Here is a 25304-nt window from a genome sequence, read left to right as displayed (position 1 = left end):
GAAGAGTGGCAGTGGCGGTGTCCGCTGTGATGGTGGGCACGCTGCTGCAAGCAGCCACCACTTCCACGGCGACCGCAGACAGCGGCGGACGTCCCGGGCTTCCCTCGGCGGAGAAGCCCGTCGCGGGCCGCGACGGCGCCAAGACCGAGCCGCGCAAGACAGACCACGGGCCGACGACGCCCTCGCGGAAGCCCAAGGCCGCGTGGCCGCGCCCCGGCTCCGCCGTGGTGACCGTCCCGGATGCCGCGCCGAAGGCCGCTGGCGCACCCAAGAAGGCCCAGGGGCTGCCCCTGTCCGTCGGCGCTCCGAAGGCCGCTGCCGCCCGCTCCGCCAGTCGTAGCGCGACCAAGCCCAGCCCCGCCGCGAGCGGCGGCGTCGAGGCCCGCGTACTGAGCCGCAAGGCAGCCGAACGAGCAGGCGTCAAGGGCCTGCTGTTCACCCTCGAATCCGGAGACCGCAAGGCCGACAAGGCCGGCACGGTCCAGACGAAGGTCGACTACTCCAGCTTCGCCGAGGCCTTCGGCGGCGGCTACGCCTCCCGCCTCACCCTGGTCGAGCTGCCCGGCTGCGCCCTCGACGCGCCCTCGAAGGACAAGTGCCGCACCGGCAAGCCGGTCCGCACGGTCAACGACACCGAGAAGCAGACCCTGACCGCGAGCGCGGTCACCCTGCGCGCCTCCGGCCCGACCGTGCTGGCAGCGGTCGCTGAGGAAGGCGGGAAGAACAGCGACTACAAAGCGACCTCGCTGTCCCCGTCAGCGAAGTGGGACACGGACCTGCGCACCGGTGACTTCTCCTGGTCGTACGACATGCCGGTACCGGAAGTACCGGGTGATCTGAAGCCGAACGTGGGCCTGTCGTACTCCTCGGGCTCGATGGACGGACGCACCGGCAACACGAACAACCAGTCTTCCTGGGTCGGTGACGGCTTCGACCTGTGGCCCGGCTACATCGAGCGCCGCTACAAGGGATGCGCCGACGACGGGCAGAAGAACTCGGACGGCAACAAGCCCGGCGACCAGTGCTGGGACTACGACAACGCGTTCATCACGTTCAACGGCAAGGGCGGCGAGCTCGTCCCGGCCGGGGACGACGAGTTCAAGTTCCAGCAGGACGACGGCAGCCGCATCAAGAAGCTCGCGTCGACCAACCGCGGCAACGGTGACGACGACGGCGAGTACTGGCGCCTGACCGACCCCGAGGGCGTGCGGTACTACTTCGGCTACAACCGCCTGCCCGGCTGGAAGGACGGCAAGGCCGCCACCAACTCCGCGTGGACGGTGCCGGTCTTCGGCAACGACAGCGGTGAGCCCTGCCACAAGGACTCCTTCGCCGAGTCCTGGTGCCAGCAGGCCTGGCGCTGGAACCTCGACTACGTCGTCGATCCGCGCGGCAACGCCATCGCCTACTACTACGACGAGGAGAAGAACTCCTACGGCCGCAACCTCAAGGCCGAGGACGACACTCCCTACACCCGCGGCGGCTCCCTCGAGCGCATCGAGTACGGCCTGAAGTCCTCCTCCATGTACGGCGGCAAGCCGCTGGCCAAGGTCGACTTCACCACGTCGGAGCGGTGCATCGTCGACAGCAAGACGGACTGCAAGGACATCGAGAAGGACGCCTACTACTGGTACGACACGCCGTGGGACCTGAACTGCAAGGCGGGCAGCAAGTGCGACAAGGGCCGCCTGTCCCCGTCCTTCTTCACCCGCAAGCGCCTGACGGGCGTGACCACCCAGGTCCTCAAGGGTGACACGTACAGCAAGGTCGACTCCTGGAAGCTGCGCCACCGCTGGGGCAAGGCAGACGTCGACTACCAGTTGCTCCTCGGTTCCGTCGAGCGCACCGGCCACACCGCCGAGCCCGCGGTGACGCTGCCGCGGACCACCTTCTCCTACACCCAGCTCGAAAACCGCCTGGACAAGATCGGCGACGGGTTCGCCCCGTTCATCAAGGACCGCCTGTCCACGATCGCCGACGAGTCCGGCGGCCAGGTCGACGTCAACTACTCGGCCCCGGCGTGCAAGTGGGACGCACTGCCCACCCCGCAGTCCAACACCACCCGCTGCTTCCCCCAGTACATCGGCGGAGACTCGGGGGACGACCCCGAGAAGCAGTGGTTCAACAAGTACGTGGTCACCTCCACGACCACCACCGACCGCACCGGTGGCGCTCCCGACGCCGTCACGACGTACGACTACCTGGGCGACGCGGCCTGGCACTACGACGATGACGACGGTCTGACGAAGAAGAAGTTCAAGACCTGGTCCCAGTGGCGCGGCTACGGACACGTCCGCGTGAAGACGGGCGGCCAGGGCGGCGGCGACGCGCTGAAGACGCAGCAGGACTCCTACTTCCTGCGCGGCATGGACGGCGACCGCAAGGAACCCTCCGGCGGCACCAAGTCCGTCGACGTCAAGCTCGGCGAGGACGAGGGCGACCCGATCACCGACCATGAGTCGGCCGCCGGTGTTGAGTACAAGACCGTCGCCTACTCAGGGCCGGGCGGCAAGGTGCTGTCCAAGACCGTGAACCGCCCCTGGCACCACCAGACGGCGAAGAAGGTGCGTGACTGGGGCACGGTCACCGCCAACCTGACCGGTGTCTCCCACAGCAAGACCTGGACCTCGCTGGACGACGGCGCGGGCAAGGACTGGCGCACCACCTCCGTCTCGACGGAGTACGACACCGTCGCGGGCCGCCCCGTGCAGGTCGACGACCGCGGCGACAGCACCACGGCTTCCGACAACCAGTGCACCCGCACCACGTACGCCACCAACGCCGACAAGAACATCCTGATGCTGCCGTCGCGCGTGGAGACGGTCACGGGCGCGTGCGCTGACAAGCCGGACCGTGCCAAGGACGTGGTCTCCGACGTACGCACCGCCTACGACGGCGGTGCCTATGGTGAGGCCCCGACCAAGGGCGATGTCACGGCGACCGCCACGCTGAAGAAGCACGACGGTTCCAAGGCCACCTATCTGGAGTCCGGCGCGACGTTCGACGACTACGGACGCCCGCTGACGGCCACCGACCTGACCGCTGACGTCACGGTCACCGGCAGCGGCGACCCTGTCCGCAGCGTGCGCAAGGACGGCCGCACCGTCACGACCAGTTACAGCCCGGCCACCGGCTTCGCGGCCAAAATCACCGAGACGACGCCGCCGGCGAAGGCCGCCGATCCGGACTCGGCGCAGACTTCGGTCACGGAACTGGAGCCGCTGCGCGGTCAGCCGACTGCCACGGTGGACACCAACGGCAAGCGCACCGAGCTGAGCTACGACGCGCTCGGCCGCTCGTCCAAGGTGTGGCTGCCCGACCGCCGCACCAGCCAGACCCCGAGTCACGAGTTCACGTACTTCGTGGACGAGGGCAAGCCGGTCGCGGTCCGCACCCAGACCCTGAACAACAACGGCGGCCAGATCGCCTCGTACACCATCTACGACGGCTTCCTGCGCGAGCGCCAGTCCCAGGCGGTCGGCCCGGACGGCGGCCGCATCCTCTCCGACACCTTCTACGACGAACGGGGCCTGGCTGCCAAGACGTTCGCCCCCTATTACACCGAGGGCAACCCGAACCGCGACCTGTTCAAGCCGGACAACGCGCTGAGCGTCGAGTCCCAGACCCGCACCACCTACGACGGCCTGGGCCGTCCGGTCGAGCTGCGTCAGATCGCCGGAAACGGTGACGGCGGCAAGGTCCTGGCCACCACCAAGACCATCTACGGCGGCGACCGCACCACGGTCATCCCGCCCGAAGGCGACACGGCCGCCACCACCCTCACCGACGCGCGCGGCCGGACCACAGAGCTGCGTCAGCACCACAAGCGCAGCGTCGAAGCGGAGTTCGACACCACGAGGTATACGTACACACCGCGTGGCGAACTCGAGAAGGTCACCGACCCGGCCGGGAACACGTGGTCGTACGGCTACGACCAGATGGGCCGTCAGACAAGCACCGACGACCCGGACAAGGGCAAGACGACCACCACGTACGACGACCGCGGCCAGGTCACCAAGACCGAAGACGCCCGCGAGACCGTCCTGTCCCACGTCTACGACAACCTCGGCCGTGCGACCGAACTGCGTGAGGGCAGCCCCACCGGCGAACTGCGCGCGAAGTGGGTCTACGACACCATCGACGGGGCCAAGGGCCAGCTGGCCGAGTCCACGCGCTACGTGGACGGGGCGGCGTACACGTCCAAGGTCACCATGCTCGACTCCCTCTACCGGCCGATGAAGTCCGCCGTGGTGATCCCCGAGAAGGAAGGCGCGCTGGCCGGCACCTACCAGACCGGCACCCAGTACCTGACCTCGGGACTCGTCGGAGGCATCAGCTACTCCAAGGCCGGCTCCCTGCCCGGCGGCAGCTACAACACCACCTACGACAAGGAGACCCTGCGCCCCCTGTCCGTTCTGGGCGACGGCCTCAAGGCCGACACCAGCTACTCCCTGACGGGCAAGCCGCTCCAGTACACGCTGGGCACCTCCGGCGGCAAGAAGATCTGGGCCACCAACACCTACGAGTGGGGCACCCAGCGCCTGGCCACCTCCCGCGTCGACCGCGAGGACCAGCCGGGCGTCGACCAGCACGACACCTACCGCTACGACGACGCGGGCAACATCCTGTCCGTCTCGGACGTCTCGCGCACCGGTACCGACACCCAGTGCTTCACCTACGACTACCTGCGCCGCCTCACGGAGGCGTGGACCCAGGGCGACAAGGCCTGCGGCACCGCCCCTGTCGGTGACAAGGTCGGCGGCCCGGCCCCGTACTGGCACTCCTACACCTACGACAAGGCAGGCAACCGCCTCACCGAAACCCTCCACGACACCAGCGGCGCCACCGGCGACAACGCCAAGGACACCAAGCGCACCTACGACTACCCCAAGCCGGGTGCCTCGCAGCCGCACGCCCTGACCTCGGTCACCACTCAGCAGCCCGGCGGGACCGCCACCAAGGACTCCTACGGCTACGACGCGACCGGCAACACCACCACCCGCACCCTGCGCGGCGACACCCAGAAGCTGACCTGGGACGCCGAGGGCCACCTGGCCAAGGTCACCGAACCGGATGCCAGTGGGAACCGCAAGGCCAAGACCAAGACCACGGAGTACCTCTACGACACCAACGGCAACCGTCTGATCGCCCGCACCCCGACGGAGACCACCCTCTACCTCGGCCACACCGAAGTCACCCTCCCCAAGGGCGCCTCCAAGGCCAAGGCCACCCGCTACACCCCCCTGGGCGGCGGACACGAGGCCGTCACCGCTGACGACGGCACGGTCACCTTCACCACCGCCGACCACCAGGGCACCGGCCAGCTCTCCATCGCGGGCGCGGACCTGAAGCTGAACCAGCGCCGCACGCTGCCCTTCGGCGGCCCGCGCGGCGAGCAGCCCAAGGCCTGGCCCGGCACGAAGACGTTCGTCGGCGGCACCGACGACACGGCCTCCACCGGCCTGATCCACCTCGGCGCCCGCGAATACGACCCCACCACCGGCCGCTTCATCTCCGTCGACCCCATCATGGACCTGACGGACCCACAGCAGATGAACGGCTACGCCTACGGCAACAACAGCCCGCTGGTGTATTCCGATGCGACGGGCCAGTTCTCGATGCTCGGCGTGATCGATCTGATGCGGTCGGCGAAGAAGCTCTACAACAACGCCGTCTCCTACTTCCGCTCCCAGCGCTCGGACAGCAGCGCTAGCCCCAGCTTCGGCGGGGGCGGTGGCGGTGGCGGTGGCAGAAACATCGGCGGCGGCTATTGGGGCGGCAGCGGATCCACCAGCAACGCCCTGTACACCGGCGGCGGTGGCGGCCGGATGACCCAAACGGAGTTCGGGTTCCCCTTCAATCCGATCCCGTTCCCCAAGCCGCCGACTCCGAAGCAGTTCTTCAGCGACCTTAAGGATCTGGTCACTCCTGACGTAGATTCAGCAAAGGGGTGCTGGGATAATCCCGGAGCCAACTGGGACTGTGGCGTTACTGGCGCGGAAGTCATTCCGTTCGGCAAGATGTTCAAAGCATCAGCCAAGGCCATTGCCAAGGCCATCAAGAAAGCGAAGAAAGCGGAAGGGGTAGCCGGGAGAGCCAAGAAGGGCGCGCCCTCCGAATGTGATCCGGACTGCCCCTCGAGTGCTGCCAGTGGTGAACGCTTGCGCAGGGACCTCAGCGAGAAGGCAGGACGGCTCCCAGGTATCCGTTCTGCAGATGACATCTTTGATACGCCTTCGGCTTTGAGCGGAGGTGTTAAGCCTGATCAGGTTCGTCCCTTCTTTTCAGGCCAGAAGGGTTGGAGGGAAGAAGGGCTGGGAAGAGGGCGCAATTCTGGTGGCGGCTGGGTAGTTCGCGAGTACACAAGTCGCGGCGATCCGACTGGACGGATGCTCAGATGGAACCCTGGTGGTGGCCATCACGGCCCCGGCGCCTATTGGCGAGTCGTAGGACCTGAAGGAGATCTGGGAGGTATTATCCGATGAGCTTCGCGAAGGGTACTGTCGAATTTCGACGATGGGCTCTGGACGTGCTGGGATTGCTCGGCGCAACACCGGAGCGTCAAATTTCATACTTGCAAGAGTCGGGCACGGGGGCTGACGAGCTCTTGCTCCAGTTCGATGACGTGCTGCATGTGGCTCGTGCCAGAGTGGCCAATGGCTCACTCGAACGAGAGGATTATCTCCTACTCCTGACAGTCAACAGAGGAGTGGATTCGGTAAACGAAGGACCAGACTCTATCTGGTCGGATAACGCTCTCGAAGTAGCAACTCAATGGAATGACCTACGGATCATCGCCAGGACGATAAGGGGGACTTTGGGATCCTCTTGGGGCATGCCATCTGCGGACAGTTGAGAGCGCCAGCAGTGCCATTTATCCGTTCAGGGTTTATCGAATCTAGAAAACTCTTTATGAGATGAATATGGGAGCCTTGCTGATTTCATATCAGCAAGGCTCCCGTGCATTCGTGACGTTGTTGCGCCCAGTCTCATGTTGTGGAACAGGAGAACTTCCAGAGGGCGGCCGCCGCGGCTTCGGTCGTGCGTCGACACAATCGCGGCCACAATGCCACGGACTCTGATGCTCAACCCGTCTTTGCTACTGCAGAGCCGACCGGCGCCCTGCCGAGGGCTGGGCGTATCGGTGGGTGCTGTCCCGGGTTGGGGTCTGACTCACGAGATATCTGACCGAGGCGCCTCGATCACGCGGTGTCGATCGTCGACCAGGGATGGTGCTTTGTCGGCGCCGGGCTGGCCGGGCGTGCCCCGACAGAGGATTGCCGACCGATCAAGCGTTGCCACAGCCCTGACCACCTGCGCGGTTCGGTGCTGGCAATGTGACGCCACCAGGGCCGGAAGATGAATGGTCATGATCAGCACCGAGATCATCAGCGCACCTACAACCTCACCATCGGGGGCCTGCACACGTACTATGTGCTGGCGGGCGAGACTTCGGTCCTGGTCCACAATTCCAATGGATGGTGCGGACCTAGACTGAGAACGGCAGCGGAAGCCGGCATCAGCCTGAACAACTCCAAGCGAATCCAGAACGCCGCCGATAGAGTCGGGCAGTCAATCGTCGTGGTCGGGAGTCGCGCGAACGGAACACCAAACCCAGCATCAGACTGGGACTACATCTGTCCGGCCCGTCCAGAAATCGCCACAGCGTCAAGAATCTCTACCGAGAGGGACGGGCAACGGTGAAGGGATTGGGCGTGGCAGAGACTTCTGGCAGAGTTACAATCCAAACCGCCCAGACAATGCGGAGTTTGACAGGAACGAGTCGTACGTTGCATTCGAGCTCCGGAGTAGGTGAGGACTTGCAAGCGTCAGCACGGATCGTCAACGAAGTCACCCAAGGGATTCGCAGCTTGGACGACGCTGCGGCCTGGTTCTCATCGCTGGATCAGGTTGAGCAGAAAGCTGTCCTGCACGAGGCTGTTCGCTATGCCATGCAGGCCCACGCAACAGTGGGCGACGCACGTGAAGGGCTAGCGCGATCGGGCGTCAGGCCGACCATGACCCCGGCAGTACTGATTGTCCGAGAGCCGATTCTCGAACAAATGGGGAAGATAATAAATCTGCCCCCTGGCGGGTACGTGAAGTCCATTCGCGTACTCTTGTCCACGTTCGTCGTAGCCGACACACGCCGAAGGGAAACAGAGTGCCGAGGAACTTGTAACCACGCCTGGCATAACTTGCCCTAAGAGCCAACATCTCTGGGCCGTCGAACGGGAAATCACCAGGGACTTGTGAGTTCATTCGGGGATAATTGGGAGCCCTCGCCGAATCTGTACTCTGCGAGGGCTCCCAGACGTCTGACAGCAAGACACACGGTAAATTCAGCGGACGAGCGTCGCGGCGGGCGGACCACCAGGGAATTCCTCAGCGCCACCCCGAGCGCCACTCAGGCTGTCGACTTGGCGTTGGAGGCGGGGTCGCACGCGGGGGCGTGGACGGCAGCGATGGCGCCGATGCGGGCGTGCCCGAGGAGCCGCTTGGTGGCGGCGGGATCATAACCCTGTTCCAGGAGGACAGCGGTGGAGCGCCCAAGGTCGTGGATGCAGCGAAGGCTGGCCATATAGAGGATGGGCTGAAAGCGCAGAGGGGGCTGGTCGGGCCAATTGGCCCACCCTCCATGATGGTGATCACACGCTCGTCGCGCTGACACGTCACGCACTCGCCCCACGTTCGCGCCACGACGTGGATCTGCGCGGCCCGCCCTCCGCAGGACCGGCCGATCGCCTCGCCTAGCCACGACTGCCCTCATCTCGGTTCGCCGACTCGTCGGGAAACCGAACGAGAGGCGGGAGCACCACAACACAGGCACGGAACACCACGCAGCATGGCTCCTGCTTGGCGGACTGCGTGACCGCTCCGATGACCCGCACCACAGCCCTCACTGAACGCACGAAAACCACCTCTGGCTCCGGGCGAACCGGGGCCGGGCGGCTGCCGTACATCCAGACTCCGCCACAAGGTGCGCCACGCATATCTGCCACAGACTGCCCTTATCGCCCGCAGCGCACACAGTACAGACCAGGAGAATGGCCCCATGATCGTCGCAGACCAGCCACGATCACGGATCGTAAGCGATCCTGAGGGTGACATCACTTCTGACAGCTTCCACCATGGGCGCCAGTGGATCTCAACAGCCTCCAATGACCTGTCAAGCACCCCAAATCTTGAATCAACGCGGGTCACCATGAAGATCCTCAGAGATGAGGATCTTCATGCCTCGAAACCGTACGCGGTCGCGACGACCCCGTGCCAGGCCTGTGGATAACTCTCACTGGTTCAGACCACTGGCTCCTGTGGAAAAGTCGGCGCGGCCCGCGACCAGCCAGGTGGACGGCAGCTCGATGCGGGTGCCGTCGGATGTGAACTCGGTCGTGGACAGCGGAAGTTCCCCGCTGGCGAGGATGGTCAGGCCCGCCGCGTGGACGTGGTCGAGGAGCGCCGCGTCGGAGACCTTGCCGGGCGTGAGGCCATGGGCGAAGACCGGTGCCAGCTTGGGCGGCGGGCCGCCCGGGCTCTGGGCGAGACCGGCCAGGACCGGCCGCGCCGCCTCGGCCAGCTCGACGACGAAGACCCGGCCGCGCTCGCCGATGAGCGCCGCGAGGGAGTCGGCGAGGGGCTGCCGGTCGTCGGGCTCGCACTGGTGCAGCACGCCCCGCATGTACACGTTCACGTCGCCGAGTTCCGCGTGGAGCTGCTCGGCGGTGCTCTTCTCCGCCACGTCGAGCTGCCGGTACTCGGCCTGCCCCGCGGGGTCCGAGCGCCGGGCGTGCGCGATCGCGGCGGCCGAGAGGTCGAGGCCGAGGACGCGCGGGAAGCGGTCGGCGAGGAAGCGGGTCTGGGTGCCGTTGCCGCAGCCGACGTCGACGACCGGCAGGCCGGGCGCGGCCACGTGCGGCTCGAACAGGGCCAGGTGCAGGCCCACGGTCAGGGCGGGCTCGGCGTCCCAGAAGACGGCGCCCTCGTCCTCGGGCGCCTCGCTCCAGAAGCCCTCCCACGCTTCCCGGTACCGACTCGTGACGCTCATGCCCAGCTCCCCAGGGTGTGACCGGTGCGACGGACGCGGGTGGCCGGTGCGACCGGTGCCGCCGCAATGCGACGACAAGATCGGTCTACCGCTCAGGGGGGCGCTCGACAAGCCACACGCGCGCACCTTCACGGCGCTTTCGATACGTGTTCCCCGGGCGTGTGCCCGCGTACCGGCACGAGTGACGGGGCGCGGCCCGCGGCGCGCGCCCCGTGTGGGGCTACCGGCGCGGCGACTCCAGTTCGAACCAGACCGTCTTGCCGGAGCTGCCGCTGCTCGTGCCCCACTCCTTGGCGAGCCGGGTGACGATGCGCAGGCCGCGCCCGAACTCATCGCCGGGCCCGGCGTTCAGGAGCGTCGGCAGCGACGGGTCCTCGTCGTCGACCTCGCACAGGACCCGACCGGAGCGGACCAGGCGCAGCCCGATGCGGCCACCGCGCGTGTGCCGTACGGAGTTGGTGACGAGCTCGCTGACCAGCAGGGTCGCCGTGTCCTCCAGGGCGTCCAGGCCCCAGTCGCGCAGCTGGCGGCGCACCAGGTCGCGGGCCCTGCTGACCTCGGAGGGGTCGGCCGCGAGCCGCCAGTGCCCGACGTCCTCGGAGGCGACGCCGTTCAGCCGGGCCATCAGCAGGGCCACGTCGTCCTTGCGCCCGCCCCGGGTGTTGAGCGCGCGGATGATCGTGTCGCAGGCCGCGTCCATGGAGGCGGCGGGGTGGGCCGCGGACTCGACGAGCGTGGCGAGGCCGACGCCGATGTCCTCGCCGCGCACCTCGACGAGCCCGTCGGTGCACATCAGCAGCCGGTCACCGGGCGCGACCCGGACCCGGACGGACTCGAAGGGCACGCCGCCGACTCCTATGGGCGCCCCGGTCGGCAGGTCGAGGAGCTCGCTGCGGCCGGAGCGGGCCCGTACCAGGACGGGCGGGATGTGGCCCGCGTTCGCCAGGTGCAGATCGCCCGCGATGGGGTCGTACACCGCGTACAGGCACGTCGCCAGGTAGTGCTCGCCGAGCCGCTGCGCGAGGTCGTCCAGGTTCCGCAGGAGCTGGGCGGGCGGCAGGTCGAGCGCGGCCATCGTCTGCACGGCGGTGCGCAACTGGCCCATCATCGCGGCCGAGTTCAGGCCGTGGCCCATGACGTCACCGACGACGAGCGCCGTCCGCGCGCCGGGCAGCTTCACGGAGTCGAACCAGTCGCCGCCGACCCGGCCGAGCAGGGTGCCCGGCAGATAGCGGGTGGCGATGTCGCAGCCGGACATCCGGGACGCGATGTGCGGCAGCATGCTGTCCTGGAGGGTGTCGGCGACCGACTCCTGGTAGGTGTACATGCGCGCGTTGTCCAGTACGAGGCCCGCGCGGGCGGCCAGTTCTGCGCCGGTCACGCGGTCCATGTCGTTGAAGACGGGCCGCTCCCGGTGGCGCAGCAGGATCATGAAGCCGAGCACCACGTTGCGTGCCTTCAGGGGCACGATCAGCATGGAGCGGTGGTTGATGAGCGGCCGGATGTCGCGCTTCTCGAACTGCGAGGCGATGGCGTTGCCCATCTCCTCGGTGATGCGCGGCACGAGCACGGGATCGCCCGACGTCATGCACTGGAAGAACGGCGTGTGCGCGGGGAACGGCATGGACTCGCCGACGGGCACGACGTCGTCCCAGCGGCCCGGCTCGTCGGTGTGCTCCACGGCGACGCGGTGCCACAGCGTGGTCTCGTCCGGCACGCCTTCGGGGAAGCCCTCGCCCGCGACGACCTGCTCGCGCAGATACGTGCCCGCGACATCGGTGAAGCGCGGCACGACCGCCTTGCTGACCTCCTGGATGGTGCGGGACAGGTCGAGGGAGGAGCCGATGCGCGCGCTCACCTCGTTCAGGAACTCCAGGTGTTCGCGGACCGCCGCGTACTCCAGGTCCTCGGCGTCGTCCGCGGCCGCCGGGCCCGGCGCGAGTCCGGCGGCGGCCGCCTCGGCCGCACGCTGCTTGCGCGCCTGCCGCTCGGTCCGGCGCGCCACGCCCCAGTCCGGCGTGACGGGCACCCGGTCGTGCTGGCTGAACTCGAGGACCGGATAGCCCAGTTCCAGGATCTGCGACACGATGCGGGCGCTCTCGGCCACGCTCATGCTGGGCAGGATCTCCGGGAGCCGCCCCGCGAGATCGTCCGCTCCGGGGAAGTCGGTGTGCAGCGCGAACCCCGGCGCTATGCGCTCCACATGGGCGCGGTCCGCGGCGTCGGCGCGGGCGAGCCGGGCCGCGTCCGCGGCGAGCACGAGCATCCGCTCCGGGCCGGGGCCGACCAGCGGATAGGCCCACCACAGGACGTCGACGCGCTCGCCGTGGCCGCCGCCGCTCGCCGACGGCGTCAGCCGGGCGCGGCCCGCGGCCGGGTAGGAGATGTGCCCGTCCAGGGAGTTGCCCAGGTCGGGCCCCAGGGCGTCGTACGTGCCGTAGCGCGTCCCGTCCTGCGGCGGCAGCGCGCCGGAGACGGGCAGCAGGTCGCCCGCCGGGTGGCCCACGGCGTCGTCCTTGGCGTAGCCGAACAGACGGCGTGCGCCGGTGCTCCAGTGGGAGACGAGACCGGCGCCGTCGATGACGACCACGGCCAGGGGGATGCGGCCGGACACGGCGCTGTGCGCCGCGGTCCCGCCGTCCGGGGTCCCACGCTCCATGGCCAAGGCTCCTTCCCAACGGCGCGGCAAGATCTGCACCGCCCCTCAACCACCGTACGACCGGGACGGGTTGCCACGCGCCGCCTTGCGCGAATTGACCGCGCGGAGAGCGATACTGTCCGGTCCTCGCGGTCCGCCCGCCCCGGCCTGCCCGACCCGCCCGACCCAGTCGGTCCGGTCAGTCGGTCGGGTCGGCCCGGTCAGTCGGCCGGTCGGGTCGGCCCGGTCAGTCCTCGTGGCCCAGTTGCAGGTCCCGCTCCGTGCGACCGCCACCGGCGACCTGGAGCACCGTGGCGACCGGCGGGTAACCCGCCGCGATCACCGTGTACTCGCCGGACGACAGGTCGATGAACCGGAACGTGCCGTCCACGCCGGTGGTGAGCGTGTCGACGACGTTGCCCGCGGCGTCCAGGAGCGTCACGCGCGCGTCCTCGACGGGCCGGCCGCCGCTGGCCCGCACGGTGCCGCGCAGCACGGCGCCGCCGGCGAGCTCGATGTCCTGGCGGGTCTCCCGGGAGGCCTGCACGCTGACGGGCAGGGCCGCGGGCCGGAACGCCGGGGCGCTCGCGGCGAGCGTGTACTCACCGGCCACCAGCTCCGTGATCACATAGCCGCCCTCGCGTCCGCTGCGGGCCGTGGCGACGACATCGCCGCGGACGTCGGTGAGGGTCACGGCGGCGTCCCGTACGGGCGTGCCGTCGGCGGTGCGCACGGTCCCGGCGAGCCGTCCGGCGCCGCCGAGCACGACGTCGAGCTCCACGGGCCGCTCGCCCACGGTGACGGTGACGGCCTGCGGCTGGTGCCCGCCTGCCGCCGCGATCAGCACGAACGATCCGGACCCGGGGGTGGCGAGCGCGTACCGCCCGTCGTCGCCGCTCGCGCCCCGGCCGATCTGCTGGCCCGCGACATCGATGAGCGTCAGGGCGGCGCGGGGCACGACGGTGCCGTCGGGGTGCTGCACGGTGCCGCAGACGGGCACTCCGGCGACGTACGGGGAGCGGGCCTCGGGGATGACCGGAGGCTCGGCGAGGGAGGCGTTCGTGGACGCGGCACTGGACAACAGGGGGGTCTCCTTGAGGAAGAAGGCGAACAGCAGGCCGAGGACGAGCACCGGCACCAGGTAGAGGAAGATCCGGGGCATCGCGTCCGCGTACGCCTGGATGTAGCCCTCGCGCAGGTGGGCGGGCATCACGTGGACGACCTGCGGGGTGATCGATTCGGGGTCCGGCAGACCGGCGGTGTCGGGCAGCCGGTCGGCCAGCGCGTCGGTGAGCCGGTTCGCGAAGAGCGTGCCGAACACGGCGGCACCGACGCTGCCGCCGATCTGCCGGAAGTAGTTGTTGGCGCTGGTGGCGGTGCCGAGGTCGGCGGGCGGTACGGCGTTCTGCACGGCGAGGATCAGCACGGGCATGACGAGGCCGACGCCCGCGCCGAGGATGGCCATCCAGAGGCTGTAGTGCAGCCGTGGCGTATCGGCTTCCAGGCGCGAGAGCAGGTACATGCCGATCACCGACAGGACGCCGCCGAGGACGGGGTAGATCCGGTAGCGCCCGGTGTGGCTGATGAGCTGTCCGGCGACGATCGACGCGCCGACGACACCGCCCATCATCGGCAGCATGAGGAGCCCGGATTCCGTGGCGCTCGCGCCGTCGACCATCTGAAGGAACGTCGGCAGGTAACTGGCCGCTCCGAAGAGGGCGATGCCCACAACGAGCCCTACAAGACCCGTGATGTTGAAGACGGAATCACGGAACAGGCGGAGCGGGATGATCGGTTCTGCCGCGAACCGTTCGACCACCAGGAAGAGCGCGGTCGCCACGACCGCCCCCGCGGCGAGCCCCAGGATGACGCGCGAGCCCCAGGCGTACTCGGTGCCGCCCCAGCTCGTCAGGAGGACCAGACAGGTGGACGCCGCCGTGAGGAACAGCGCGCCGAGCACGTCGAGGCGCCCCCTCGCGGCGGGCTTGGGGAGCTTGAGCACGAGCGTGACGACGACCAGGGTGACCAGGCCGAACGGCACGTTGAAGTAGAAGCACCAGCGCCAGGAGACGTGGTCGGTGAAGAACCCGCCGAGCAGCGGGCCCGCGACGGACGCGAGGCCGAAGGCGGCCCCGATCACGCCCATGTAGCGCCCCCGCGCGCGTGGGGGCACGATGTCCGCCATGATCGCCTGGACGCCGATCATCAGGCCGCCCGCACCGACGCCCTGGAGGGCGCGGAAGGCGATGAGCTGGTCCATGGTCCGCGACCAGCCCGCGAGCGCGGAGCCGATCACGAAGACGACGATCGCGAACTGGAAGACGCCCTTGCGGCCGAAGAGGTCGCCGAGCTTGCCGTAGATGGGCAGGCCGACGGTGGATGTGAGCAGATACGCGGTGATCGCCCACGACATTCGGTCCAGGCCGTGCAGCTCGCCGACGATCTTCGGCAGGGCGGTGGCCACGATCATCTGCTCAAGTGCGGCGAGTAGTAGGGCCAGCATCAGGGCGAAGAAGACCATGCGCACCCGGGCGGGGCTCAATTCCCGCGGGGTTGGCCCCCAGGCTTCCGGGGGAGGTGGTTCCTGCGCCGTGTCGGCCGCCGGGGCCCGGGTGTCCGCCCGTTCGCCGTGCTCCGCGCTCATCGCCAGCGTCGTCCCGCCCACCTGCTGCTCCCCTCAGTCACGCCTGCGCCGCCCATTTCTCGCATTACGCGACAACTGCGAGCAAGCGCGACGAGTCCCCCCGAGAGGTGCACCGGCGCACGTAAGCGCCGGTGGGAGCCCTACGGCGCACCACCGGCCCGCGCCGGAAACCACTCGAAACGGTGAGCGTGCGAACAACCCTGATGGCTTAAACGGGAGTTGGGGCCGGTGCGACACGGCTCCGTGTCGCACCGGCCCCAACTCCCCTGCCGGGTGAGGCGATTTCTCGCCGCCGCTCCTCAAGCCCGGCCGTGCGGCCCCGACTGCCCGTCGACGCCCCGGCCGGTCTCGGCTTCGGCTACTCCTCGAATCGACTGATTCCTCGATTCGGCCGCTTCCCCATGATCCGGCTGCTTCCCGATGATCCGACCGCTTCCCGCTGCGGCTACTTCTCGACCTCGGTGGCGAGGTTCTCGAGGACGGCGTCGTAGATGCGGGCGAGGCCCTTGGGGGCGAAGGTCTTCTCGAAGAAGCCGCCGATGCCGCCCGCGCCGTTCCACACCGTGGAGACGGCCACGCGCGCCTTGCCCTCACCCGCGGGGGTCACGCGCCAGGTGGTGACCATGGACGAGTTGCGGTCCTTCTCGACCAGCTCGCCGTCGGTGGGCTCGCTCACCTCGAGCAGACAGTCGCGGACGCGCTTGCTGGTGGCCTGGAGCTTCCAGTGGACGAGGGTGCCCTCGCCGTCGCCGCCCTCACGCACCTCGTACTCGCTGAAGTGCTCGGACAGGACCTTCTCGCGCGTGCCGCTGTAGTCGGCGAGCGCATCGAAGACGTCCTCCGGCCGCGCCGTGATGATCCGCTCCGTGGTCGCCTCGACCTGCGCCATGGCACTTCCTCCAGTTGGTGTCTCAAGGGTTCGACCGTCACCCAACCACCCCGTGCGGCGGCGCCCCAAATCGGGTCCCCCTCAGGTCGGGGGTGACGTCCGCACGATCAAGGGAACATGTGTTCTATTCTGTGACCAGTGCTACCGAGGAGGCGTCATGCGCTGGGAGAACCTGTCCGACGGGCCGCGCCGGGGCACCGCGGACGCCGCGCTGTTCGGCGCGGACGCGGTGACCACCCGGACCTTCGACACGCCCGAGTTCCGTGGGATCACCTTCCACGAGATCCGGGCCAGGACGATCGTGAACCGCGTGCCCGGGGCCTCCCGCATGCCCTTCGAGTGGACGGTCAACCCCTACCGGGGCTGCACGCACGCGTGTGTGTACTGCTTCGCGCGCAAGACGCACAGCTATCTGGACCTCGACACCGGGCTCGGCTTCGACAGCCAGATCGTCGTGAAGGTGAACGCGCCCGACCTGCTGCGCCGCCAGCTGGCCTCGCCCCTCTGGCACGGCGAGCACATCGCGATGGGCACGAACGTGGACTGCTACCAGCGCGCGGAGGGCCGCTACCGGCTGATGCCCGGCATCATCGAGGCCCTGCGCGATCACGCGAATCCGTTCTCGATCCTCACCAAGGGCACCCTGATCCTGCGCGACCTGGACCTGCTGCGGCAGGCCGCGGCCGTGACCGACGTCGGCATCTCGGTGTCCGTCGGCTTCCTGGACGAGACCCTGTGGCGCACGGTGGAGCCGGGCACGCCGGCCCCCGGGCGGCGCCTGGAGGTCGTGCGCACGCTCACCGGGCACGGCATCGGCTGCGGCGTCCTGATGGCGCCGGTGATCCCCTTCCTGGGCGACCACCCGGACCAGCTGCGCGCCACCGTGCGGGCGATCGCCGAGGCCGGGGCGACGTCGGTGACGCCGCTCGTCCTGCATCTGCGCCCCGGCGCGCGCGAGTGGTTCATGGAGTGGCTGGGCCACCACCACCCGCATCTGGTGCGGCGCTACGAGCGCCTGTACGCGGAGGGCGCCTACGCCCCCAAGTGGTACCAGCGCCGGATCACCCGCCACGTGCACGAGCTGGCCGAGGAGTTCGGCATCGGCCCCACGCGCGCGGGTGCCGCGCGCCGCATCCGCGCGCTCCGGCAGGCACCCCAGGAGGGCCCGTCCGCACCGGGCGCCACGCAGCTCACGCTGCTGTGACCGGCGGCCGGGGCGCACTCGTTCACACCGTGCTCCTTTCAGGTCATTTCTCTCCAGAACGGCTTCTTCCGGGCGGCGTTTCCGGGACCATGCGGCGGGGGTCGTGGGCCGCACGGCCCCGAACCCTCCGTCCCGGGAGGCTCGATGAGAAGAAGCGCCGTCTCTCTGTGCGGCATCGCCGCCCTGGTGGCCGGTCTCGTCGCGGCGGTGCCCTCCGCCGCGGGCACCGACTCACGGACCGTGCGCACCCCGCACACCCCGAAGACCCTCGTGTGGAAGAAGTGCGCGACGCCCGACCACCCACGTCTGGAGTGCGCGTCCCTGAAGGTGCCGCTCGACCACGACCACCGGCACGGGCAGCAGATCACGCTCGCCCTCTCGCGCGTGCGGCACACCGCGAAGACGTACCAGGGGCCCCTCCTGGTCAACCCGGGCGGCCCCGGCGGCAGCGGCCTGACGATGGCCGGAGCCGTCGCCGCGTCCCTGCCCAAGAAGGTGGCCGCGCAGTACGACGTCATCGGCTTCGACCCGCGCGGCGTCGGCCGCAGCAGCCCCGCGCTCAACTGCCGCCCCGGGCACGCCGCCCCGGTCCGGCCCGACTCGGTGCCGGCGACGCCCGCCCTGGAGAGCGCGAACCTGCGCCGGGTGCAGGCGTTCGCCAAGGCGTGCGCCAAGAAGTACGCGCACGTGCTGCCGTACATCGACACCGTCAGCGCCGCCAAGGACATCGACGCGATCCGGGCGGCGCTCGGCGCCCGGAAGATCAACTACTTCTCGTACTCGTACGGCACCTATCTGGGCGCCGTCTACGCACGGCTCTTCCCCGACCGCGTGCGCCGCATGGTGCTCGACTCAGTGGTCGACCCGACGGCCGTCTGGTACGAGGCCAACCTCGGCCAGGACTTCGCGTTCGACGCCCGCCACAAGGCGTTCTTCGCCTGGGTGGCCAAGCACCACACGGCGTACAAGCTCGGCAAGGACCCCGCGAAGATCGAGGCGAAGTGGTACGCCCTGCGCGCCGCCGTCGCCAAGAAGCCCGCGGGCAAGAAGGTCGGCGCCGCCGAGCTGGAGGACACCTACCTGCCGGGCGGCTACTACAACGGCTACTGGCCGCTGCTCGCCGAGGCGTTCGCCGCCTACGCGCGCCACGGGCGCACCGGCCCGCTGGTGAAGGCCTACGAGAGCCTGGGCGCCGTGGACGCGGCGGGCGACAACGGCTACTCGGTGTACGCGGCCGTGCAGTGCCGGGACGCGGCGTGGCCGCGCGACTGGGACCGGTGGCGCGAGGACAACTGGGCGGTGTACGCGAAGGCGCCCTTCATGACCTGGAACAACGCCTGGTACAACGCACCGTGCGCGTTCTGGCCGACCGCCGCGCTGCGCCCGACGGACGTCCGCAACTCCGCGCTGCCACCGGTGCTGCTCTTCCAGGCGACGGACGACGCGGCGACCCCCTACGAAGGCGCGATCACGATGCACCGCAAGCTGCGCGGCTCACGCCTCGTGGTGGAGTGGGGCGGCGGCAACCACGGGGTCACCCTGAGCGGGAACGCCTGCCTGGACCGGTACTTGGCGAAGTACTTGGACAAGGGCGAGGTACCGAGCAGCGGCGGCGAGGTCGACGCCGTGTGCAAGGCACTGCCCGATCCGAAGCCGCGGCGCGCGCAGCCCACGGGCAAGGCGGCGCGGGGCGCCGAACTGCACGGGCTGCTCGGCTTCCGCAGCTGATCCCGAGCCCGGCGCGCCGGCTGATCCCGAGCCCGGCGCGCCACCTGGTCCGGAGCCCCGGCAGGCTTGCGGAACCGGACCTTCCGATACGGCCCGCACCACTGCGCCGAGGGCGTTGTCAGACCCATGGTCCACCATGGGGATCATGAGCCGACTGACGCACATCCACGCCCCCGACGGAGTCGCCCCCGCCACGGCGTACACCCACGTCGTGACGGGCACCGGCCGCCTGGTCGCCGTCTCCGGTCAGCTCGCCCTGGACGAGCGGGGCGAGCTGGTCGGCGCGGGCGACGCCGCCGCGCAGGCCATGCGGGTCTTCGAGAACCTGCGCCGCTGTCTGGCGGCCGCAGGCGCCACCTTCGACGACGTGATCAAGCTGACGTACTTCGTCACGGACACGGCCCACATGCCCGCGGTGCGCGCCGCGCGGGACGCGTACCTCGACCCCGAGCGGCTTCCGGCGGCCTCGGCCGTGCAGGTCGCTGCGCTCATCTCGCCCGAGTTCCTGATGGAGATAGAAGCCCTGGCGGTCGTGCCGGACGAGGCCGCCGCGGGCGCGTAGCGCGAGGCCATGCGGGAGCAGGGCCGCCCCTCACGCCGACACCCGCGCCAGGGCCGCCGACGCCGCCGCCGCGAGGCGCGGGTGGGCGACGGCGGCCGTGAGCACCGGGATCGCCCGGGCGTCGCCCAGCGCGCCCAGGCCCTCCACACAGGCGAGCGCCACCTTGCCGTAGGGGTCGTTGGGCGCCAGGCGGCGCCGCAGCGTGGTGATCAGCGCGGGCGCCGACTCCGGGGCGCGGAGCTCGGTGAGCAGCCGTACGGGGTGCAGGGCGTAGGCCACCCGCAGCTCGTTCGTGGCGAGCGCGGCCGCCGCGCGTGCCGTGCGCGGGTCGCCGAGCCGGGCCAGCGCGTACGCGGCCGCGGCGCAGCGCGGCGGATCCCGGTGGTTGAGCAGCAGCACCAGCGACTCGAAGGCGCGCTTGTCGCCCGCCGCGCCGAGCCGCACCGCCGCCAACTCCCGTGCCCACAGGGGCTGTCCCGCCGCCTGGAGCATGCCCGCCAGCTCGTCCGGATCGCTGACGGCCAGCAGCTTCTCGTATGCCTTCTGCGCTCCTGACGCGGCCGCCTCGCGTCGTAAGCGCTCCGTCACCGTCCGCAACTCCGCATCCATGCGGTGAGCCTAGTCGCGACCGAGGTCACAGACACCGGGGGCTGGCGCGCTCGTTACTCACCGGTTAATCTCAAGTGAGCGGGGCGCACTCCCCGTAGCAGTTCCACGACTCCTGACGGCCTGGTGACGCAGCCGTCGAGAGTGTTGTCGGTTCGGTACGCACGTACCGCAGGACGACGCGGCTCCGGGACAGGGCCCGTCGGCTCTCCTTCTCGCGCAACTCACGCGCGCTGTACACCCCTTCACGCCGCTCGCATGGCTTCCACGCGCGCGTGCCGACGTGTCCGGTGCGCCCCCGCGCGCGCCCCGCGCGTGCGCCCTCTCAGTCGTCACTCACTCCCTGGAGTCCCCGCATGGACGCTCCCTCCACCAGTTCGTCCAGTACGTCCGGCGCGCCGCTGCACACCGTCGCCGTCATCGGCCTCGGCACGATGGGCGCGGGCATCGCCGAAGTCCTCGCCGTCGCGGGCCGCGAGGTCATCGGCATCGACATCAGCGAGCGGGCCGCCGCGCACGCCGTCGCCGCACTGGAGGCCTCGACGGCGCGCGCCGTGCGCCGCGAGCGGCTCACCGAGGGCGAGCGCGCGGACGCCCTCGCCCGCTTCCGCACCTGCACCGACCTCCAGGCGGCCGCCGACGCCGACCTGGTGATCGAGGTCGCGCCGGAGTCGTACGAGGTCAAGCAGCAGATCTTCCGCGCGCTCGACGGCATCGTGCGCCCGGACGCGATCCTCGCCACCGGCACCAACGCCCTGTCCGTGACGCGGCTCGCCGCCGAGTCGGCCCGCCCCGAGCGGGTGTTGGGCCTGCACTTCTTCAACCCGGCGCCCGCGATGAAGCTCGTCGAGGTCGTCTCGTCCGTCCTGACCGCTCCCGCGGCCGTCGCCACGGTCACCGAACTCGCCACCGCGCTCGGCAAGGAGCCCGTCGCCGTCGGCGACCGCCCCGGATTCGTCGCCGACGGGCTGCTGTTCGGCTATCTCAACCAGGCCGCGGCGATGTACGAGGCGAAGTACGCGAGCCGCGAGGACATCGACGCGGCGATGCGGCTCGGCTGCGGCCTTCCGATGGGCCCCCTCGCGCTGCTCGACCTGATCGGCGTCGACACCGCCCGCACCGTCCTCGACGCCATGTACGCCGAGTCGCGGGACCGGCTGCACGCGCCCGCCCCGATCCTCAAGCAGCTCAGCGAGGCGGGCCTGACGGGACGCAAGGCGGGCCGCGGCTTCTACACGTACGCCGAGGCGGACAGCGGCGAGGTGGTGCGGGACGCGCTGACGCCCGTGGAGGGCGCGCGGCAGGTGCGGGGGCGCGAGGTGCGCGCGGTGGGCGTGGCCGGATCCGGCACGATGGCGTCCGGCATCGCGGAGGTCTTCGCCAAGGCCGGGTACGACGTGGTGCTCGCGGCCCGCAGCGAGGAGAAGGCGGTCACGGCGAAGACCCGGATCGCCAAGTCGCTCTCGCGCTCCGTCGACAAGGGCCGCATGACCGCGGAGTCGGCCGCGAAGACCCTGGACCGGATCACGCCGAGCGGCTCGTACGAGGCGTTCGCGGACGTCGATCTGGCCCTGGAGGCCGTCGCGGAGGACCTGGAGGTCAAGCGGCAGCTGTTCGCGACGCTCGACAAGATCTGCAAGCCGGGCGCCGTCCTGGCCACCACCACGTCCTCGCTGCCGGTCGTCGCCTGCGCGCGCGCCACCTCGCGCCCCGGTGACGTGATCGGTCTGCACTTCTTCAACCCGGCGCCCGCGATGAAGCTCGTCGAGGTCGTGCGGACGGTGCTCACCACCGACGAGGTGCACGCGACGGCCCGCGAGCTGTGCGCGACGATCAAGAAGCATCCGGTGGACTGCGGGGACCGGGCCGGGTTCATCGTGAACGCCCTGCTGTTCCCCTACCTCAACAACGCGATCAAGATGGTCCAGGAGCACTACGCGTCCCTCGACGACATCGACGCCGCCATGAAGCTGGGCGGCGGCTACCCCATGGGCCCCTTCGAGCTCCTGGACGTCGTCGGCCTGGACGTGTCGTTGGCCATCGAGAAGGTCCTGCACCGCGAATTCCGCGAGCCGGGCCTCGCGCCCGCGCCGCTCCTGGAGCATCTGGTGGCCGCGGGCTGCCTCGGCCGCAAGACGGGCCGTGGCTTCCGCGAATATGCCCGGCGCTGACGGGGCCCAGGACGGCCCGCCCGCCGCGCACGGTGCCGTGCGCGGCGGGCGGGCGGACTGGGGAGGGCTGCTCGAACCGGCGGGCGGTCCCGTCCCGCGGGCGCACTCAGCTGCGCACATGCAGTACGTTCGGGTCATGCCCAAGGCCGCCAAGTCCTCACGTACGCCCGCTACGCCCGACGCTCCGGAGAGCGCCGCGGGCAGCCGTGCCGCCGCGCAGCGGCTCAAGATGCGCCGCGAGCTCGCGGCCGCGGCCATGGAGCTGTTCGCGACCAAGGGCTACGAGGCCACGACGGTCGACGAGATCGCGGCCGCGGCCGGGGTCGCCCGCCGGACGTTCTTCCGCCACTTCCGCTCCAAGGAAGAGGCGATCTTCCCCGACCACGACGACACGTTGATCCGCGCGGAGGCCGTGCTCAACGCGGCGCCCGCGCACGAGCATCCACTCGACACCGTGTGCCGCGGCATCAAGGAAGTCATGAAGATGTACGCGGCCTCGCCCGCCGTCTCCGTGGAGCGGTACCGGCTGACGCGCGAGGTCCCGACGCTGCGGGAGCGCGAGATCGCCTCCGTGGCGCGCTACGAGCGGCTGTTCACCCGGTATCTCCTGGGGCACTTCGACGAGCACGCCCACCACGACGGCAACGACGACCCGCTGCTCGCGGAGGTCGCGGCGTCCGCCGTCGTCACGGCCCACAACCACGTGCTGCGGCGCTGGCTGCGGGCCGGGGGGCAGGGGGACGTGGAGTCGCAGCTCGACCACGCGTTCGGCATCGTGCGGCGGACGTTCGGCACCGGGATCGGGGCCGGGCGGGACGCGGCGCCCTCGGGGGCGCCCGCGACCGTCTCCGACCGGGGCGAGGTCCTGGTGACCGTGGCCCGCACGGACGCGCCCCTCGACGAGATCATGCGCACCATCGAGAAGGCCCTCCGCACGCGCCCCTGACCCGCCCGGCACTCCCACTCCGCCCGCCCGCTCCCCCTCGGAGCGGGCGGGCTTCTTTCTGCCTGCCCGGTTTCTACCTGTCCGGCGCACCCGCTCTGACCTGCGATGATCGATCATCGCTCAGATGAACCGGGCCGATGACAACTGAGAGAAATTTTTGGCACTGAGTGTCTTGCCGACTGGCACGCGGTGTCATACGTTGATGTTGTCCGGGCGGCCGGCGCACGGACACCACCCGTACGCCGGCTGTCCCCGCAAGCCTCGGCGAGCGCGCCCGGACGCCTGCGTCACAGGCACCTCCCGCGCCCCACCACGGCGTCGCCGCACCACCTCCGCCGAACCGACGGCACCACCGCTTCGCACCTCCCGTCACCGCGCGGGCCCGAGGCTCCCTCGCACCCGTCGAGCACCGAGCACGCGCACCCCTCGAAGCACCCCAGGCACCACGCATCACGCACCACCCCGACGTACCCCTCAGAGCGCCCCCCACGGGGTGCCCTTCGCCGGAGGCAACCCATGCAGGAAATCCTGGACGCGATCCAATCGCCGGACACGTCGGCCGCCGACTTCGCCGCGCTGCCGCTGCCCGAGTCGTACCGCGCCGTGACCGTGCACAAGGACGAGACCGAGCTGTTCGCCGGGCTCGCCACGCGCGACAAGGACCCGCGCAAGTCGCTGCACCTGGACGAGGTGCCGGTGCCCGAACTGGGCCCGGGCGAGGCCCTGGTGGCGGTCATGGCGTCGAGCGTGAACTACAACTCCGTGTGGACGTCGATCTTCGAGCCCCTGTCGACGTTCGGATTCCTCGAGCGGTACGGCAAGCTCAGCGACCTGACGAAGCGTCACGACCTGCCGTACCACGTCATCGGCTCCGACCTGGCCGGCGTCGTGCTGCGCACCGGGCCCGGCGTCAACGCCTGGCACCCCGGCGACGAGGTCGTCGCGCACTGCCTGTCCGTGGAGCTGGAGTCCAGCGACGGGCACAACGACACGATGCTCGACCCCGAGCAGCGCATCTGGGGCTTCGAGACCAACTTCGGCGGGCTCGCCGAGATCGCCCTGGTGAAGTCCAACCAGCTCATGCCCAAGCCGGACCATCTGAGCTGGGAGGAGGCCGCCGCCCCCGGCCTGGTGAACTCCACCGCGTACCGGCAGCTCGTCTCGCGCAACGGCGCGGGCATGAAGCAGGGCGACAACGTGCTGATCTGGGGCGCCAGCGGCGGACTCGGCTCGTACGCCACGCAGTTCGCGCTCGCGGGCGGCGCCAACCCCATCTGTGTGGTGAGCAGCCCGCAGAAGGCCGACATCTGCCGCGCGATGGGCGCCGAGGCGATCATCGACCGCAACGCCGAGGGCTACCGGTTCTGGAAGGACGAGCGCACCCAGGACCCCAAGGAGTGGAAGCGCTTCGGCAAGCGCATCCGCGAGTTCACCGGCGGCGAGGACATCGACATCGTCTTCGAGCACCCCGGCCGCGAGACCTTCGGCGCCAGCGTCTACGTGACCCGCAAGGGCGGCACCATCACCACCTGCGCCTCCACCTCGGGCTACATGCACGAGTACGACAACCGCTATCTGTGGATGTCCCTGAAGCGCATCATCGGCTCGCACTTCGCCAACTACCGCGAGGCGTGGGAGGCCAACCGGCTCATCGCCAAGGGCAAGATCCACCCGACCCTCTCGAAGGTGTACTCCCTGGCGGAGACCGGGCAGGCCGCCTATGACGTGCACCGCAATCTGCACCAGGGCAAGGTCGGCGTCCTCGCGCTCGCGCCCGCCGAGGGCCTGGGCGTGCGGGACCCCGAGAAGCGCGCGCAGCACATCGACGCCATCAACCGCTTCCGGAACGTCTGAGGCGCCGGGGCCATTGA

At 69.8% G+C, this 25304-nt stretch carries 15 protein-coding genes; 8 read left to right on the top strand and 7 right to left on the bottom strand.

Going from position 1 to position 25304, the window contains the following annotated elements:
* Positions 1-29: 29 nt before the first annotated feature.
* Positions 30-6485, top strand: a complete 6456-nt coding sequence (locus IG74_RS0100680; protein WP_051854412.1) for an RHS repeat domain-containing protein — start codon at positions 30-32, stop codon at positions 6483-6485.
* 688 nt (positions 6486-7173) lie between these two features.
* On the opposite strand, the gene IG74_RS51830 is transcribed toward IG74_RS0100680, so the two are convergent.
* Positions 7174-7389 carry a hypothetical protein gene (locus IG74_RS51830; protein ID WP_158857369.1) on the bottom strand — a complete coding sequence of 72 codons (216 nt, stop codon included), beginning with the start codon at positions 7387-7389 and terminating at the stop codon, positions 7174-7176.
* Between the two features lie 371 nt (positions 7390-7760).
* Between IG74_RS51830 and IG74_RS54585 the strand changes: the two genes are divergently transcribed.
* Positions 7761-8207: a DUF5958 family protein gene (locus IG74_RS54585; RefSeq protein WP_420709846.1), complete on the top strand. Its 447-nt coding sequence runs from the start codon at positions 7761-7763 to the stop codon at positions 8205-8207.
* A 200-nt stretch (positions 8208-8407) separates the two neighbouring features.
* On the opposite strand, the gene IG74_RS51825 is transcribed toward IG74_RS54585, so the two are convergent.
* From IG74_RS51825 to IG74_RS0100655, 5 genes are all read right to left on the bottom strand, one after another.
* Positions 8408-8581 (bottom strand): hypothetical protein, encoded by a 174-nt coding sequence (locus IG74_RS51825; protein WP_158857367.1) that lies wholly within the window; start codon positions 8579-8581, stop codon positions 8408-8410.
* Between the two features lie 708 nt (positions 8582-9289).
* Complete coding sequence (locus IG74_RS0100670; RefSeq protein ID WP_030667696.1) at positions 9290-10045, bottom strand: class I SAM-dependent methyltransferase; 756 nt, start codon at positions 10043-10045, stop codon at positions 9290-9292.
* Positions 10046-10265: 220 nt separating this feature from the next.
* Positions 10266-12704 (bottom strand): SpoIIE family protein phosphatase, encoded by a 2439-nt coding sequence (locus tag IG74_RS0100665; RefSeq protein WP_030667695.1) that lies wholly within the window; start codon positions 12702-12704, stop codon positions 10266-10268.
* 226 nt (positions 12705-12930) lie between these two features.
* Positions 12931-15348, bottom strand: coding sequence for an MFS transporter (locus IG74_RS0100660; RefSeq protein WP_030667693.1), 2418 nt, complete (start codon positions 15346-15348; stop codon positions 12931-12933).
* Positions 15349-15772: 424 nt separating this feature from the next.
* Positions 15773-16216: an SRPBCC family protein gene (locus tag IG74_RS0100655; RefSeq protein ID WP_030667690.1), complete on the bottom strand. Its 444-nt coding sequence runs from the start codon at positions 16214-16216 to the stop codon at positions 15773-15775.
* Positions 16217-16373: 157 nt separating this feature from the next.
* Here IG74_RS0100655 and IG74_RS0100650 point away from each other — a divergent pair, with 157 nt between their 5' ends.
* The 3 genes from IG74_RS0100650 to IG74_RS0100640 all read left to right on the top strand — a co-directional run bounded on the left by IG74_RS0100650 (position 16374) and on the right by IG74_RS0100640 (position 19710).
* On the top strand, positions 16374-17420 hold the full coding sequence (locus tag IG74_RS0100650) for an Rv2578c family radical SAM protein (RefSeq protein ID WP_030667687.1): 1047 nt from the start codon (positions 16374-16376) through the stop codon (positions 17418-17420).
* A 144-nt stretch (positions 17421-17564) separates the two neighbouring features.
* Positions 17565-19148: an alpha/beta hydrolase gene (locus tag IG74_RS0100645; RefSeq protein WP_030667684.1), complete on the top strand. Its 1584-nt coding sequence runs from the start codon at positions 17565-17567 to the stop codon at positions 19146-19148.
* Positions 19149-19293: 145 nt separating this feature from the next.
* Entirely contained in the window at positions 19294-19710 is a 417-nt protein-coding gene (locus IG74_RS0100640; RefSeq protein WP_030667680.1) for a RidA family protein, read from the top strand.
* A 30-nt stretch (positions 19711-19740) separates the two neighbouring features.
* Here IG74_RS0100640 and IG74_RS0100635 read toward each other — a convergent pair whose 3' ends face one another.
* Positions 19741-20319, bottom strand: coding sequence for a HEAT repeat domain-containing protein (locus IG74_RS0100635; protein ID WP_030667677.1), 579 nt, complete (start codon positions 20317-20319; stop codon positions 19741-19743).
* A gap of 353 nt (positions 20320-20672) precedes the next feature.
* Between IG74_RS0100635 and IG74_RS0100630 the strand changes: the two genes are divergently transcribed.
* From IG74_RS0100630 to ccrA, 3 genes are all read left to right on the top strand, one after another.
* Positions 20673-22487 carry a 3-hydroxyacyl-CoA dehydrogenase family protein gene (locus IG74_RS0100630; RefSeq protein ID WP_030667674.1) on the top strand — a complete coding sequence of 605 codons (1815 nt, stop codon included), beginning with the start codon at positions 20673-20675 and terminating at the stop codon, positions 22485-22487.
* A 136-nt stretch (positions 22488-22623) separates the two neighbouring features.
* Positions 22624-23433 (top strand): TetR family transcriptional regulator, encoded by an 810-nt coding sequence (locus tag IG74_RS0100625; RefSeq protein ID WP_107058841.1) that lies wholly within the window; start codon positions 22624-22626, stop codon positions 23431-23433.
* 516 nt (positions 23434-23949) lie between these two features.
* Positions 23950-25287, top strand: coding sequence for a crotonyl-CoA carboxylase/reductase (gene ccrA, locus IG74_RS0100620; RefSeq protein ID WP_030667667.1), 1338 nt, complete (start codon positions 23950-23952; stop codon positions 25285-25287).
* Positions 25288-25304: the final 17 nt, after the last annotated feature.

Source organism: Streptomyces sp. NRRL B-1347 (assembly GCF_000720325.1).
Lineage (GTDB): Bacteria > Actinomycetota > Actinomycetes > Streptomycetales > Streptomycetaceae > Streptomyces.
This window is presented reverse-complemented; position numbering and strand designations above follow the sequence as displayed.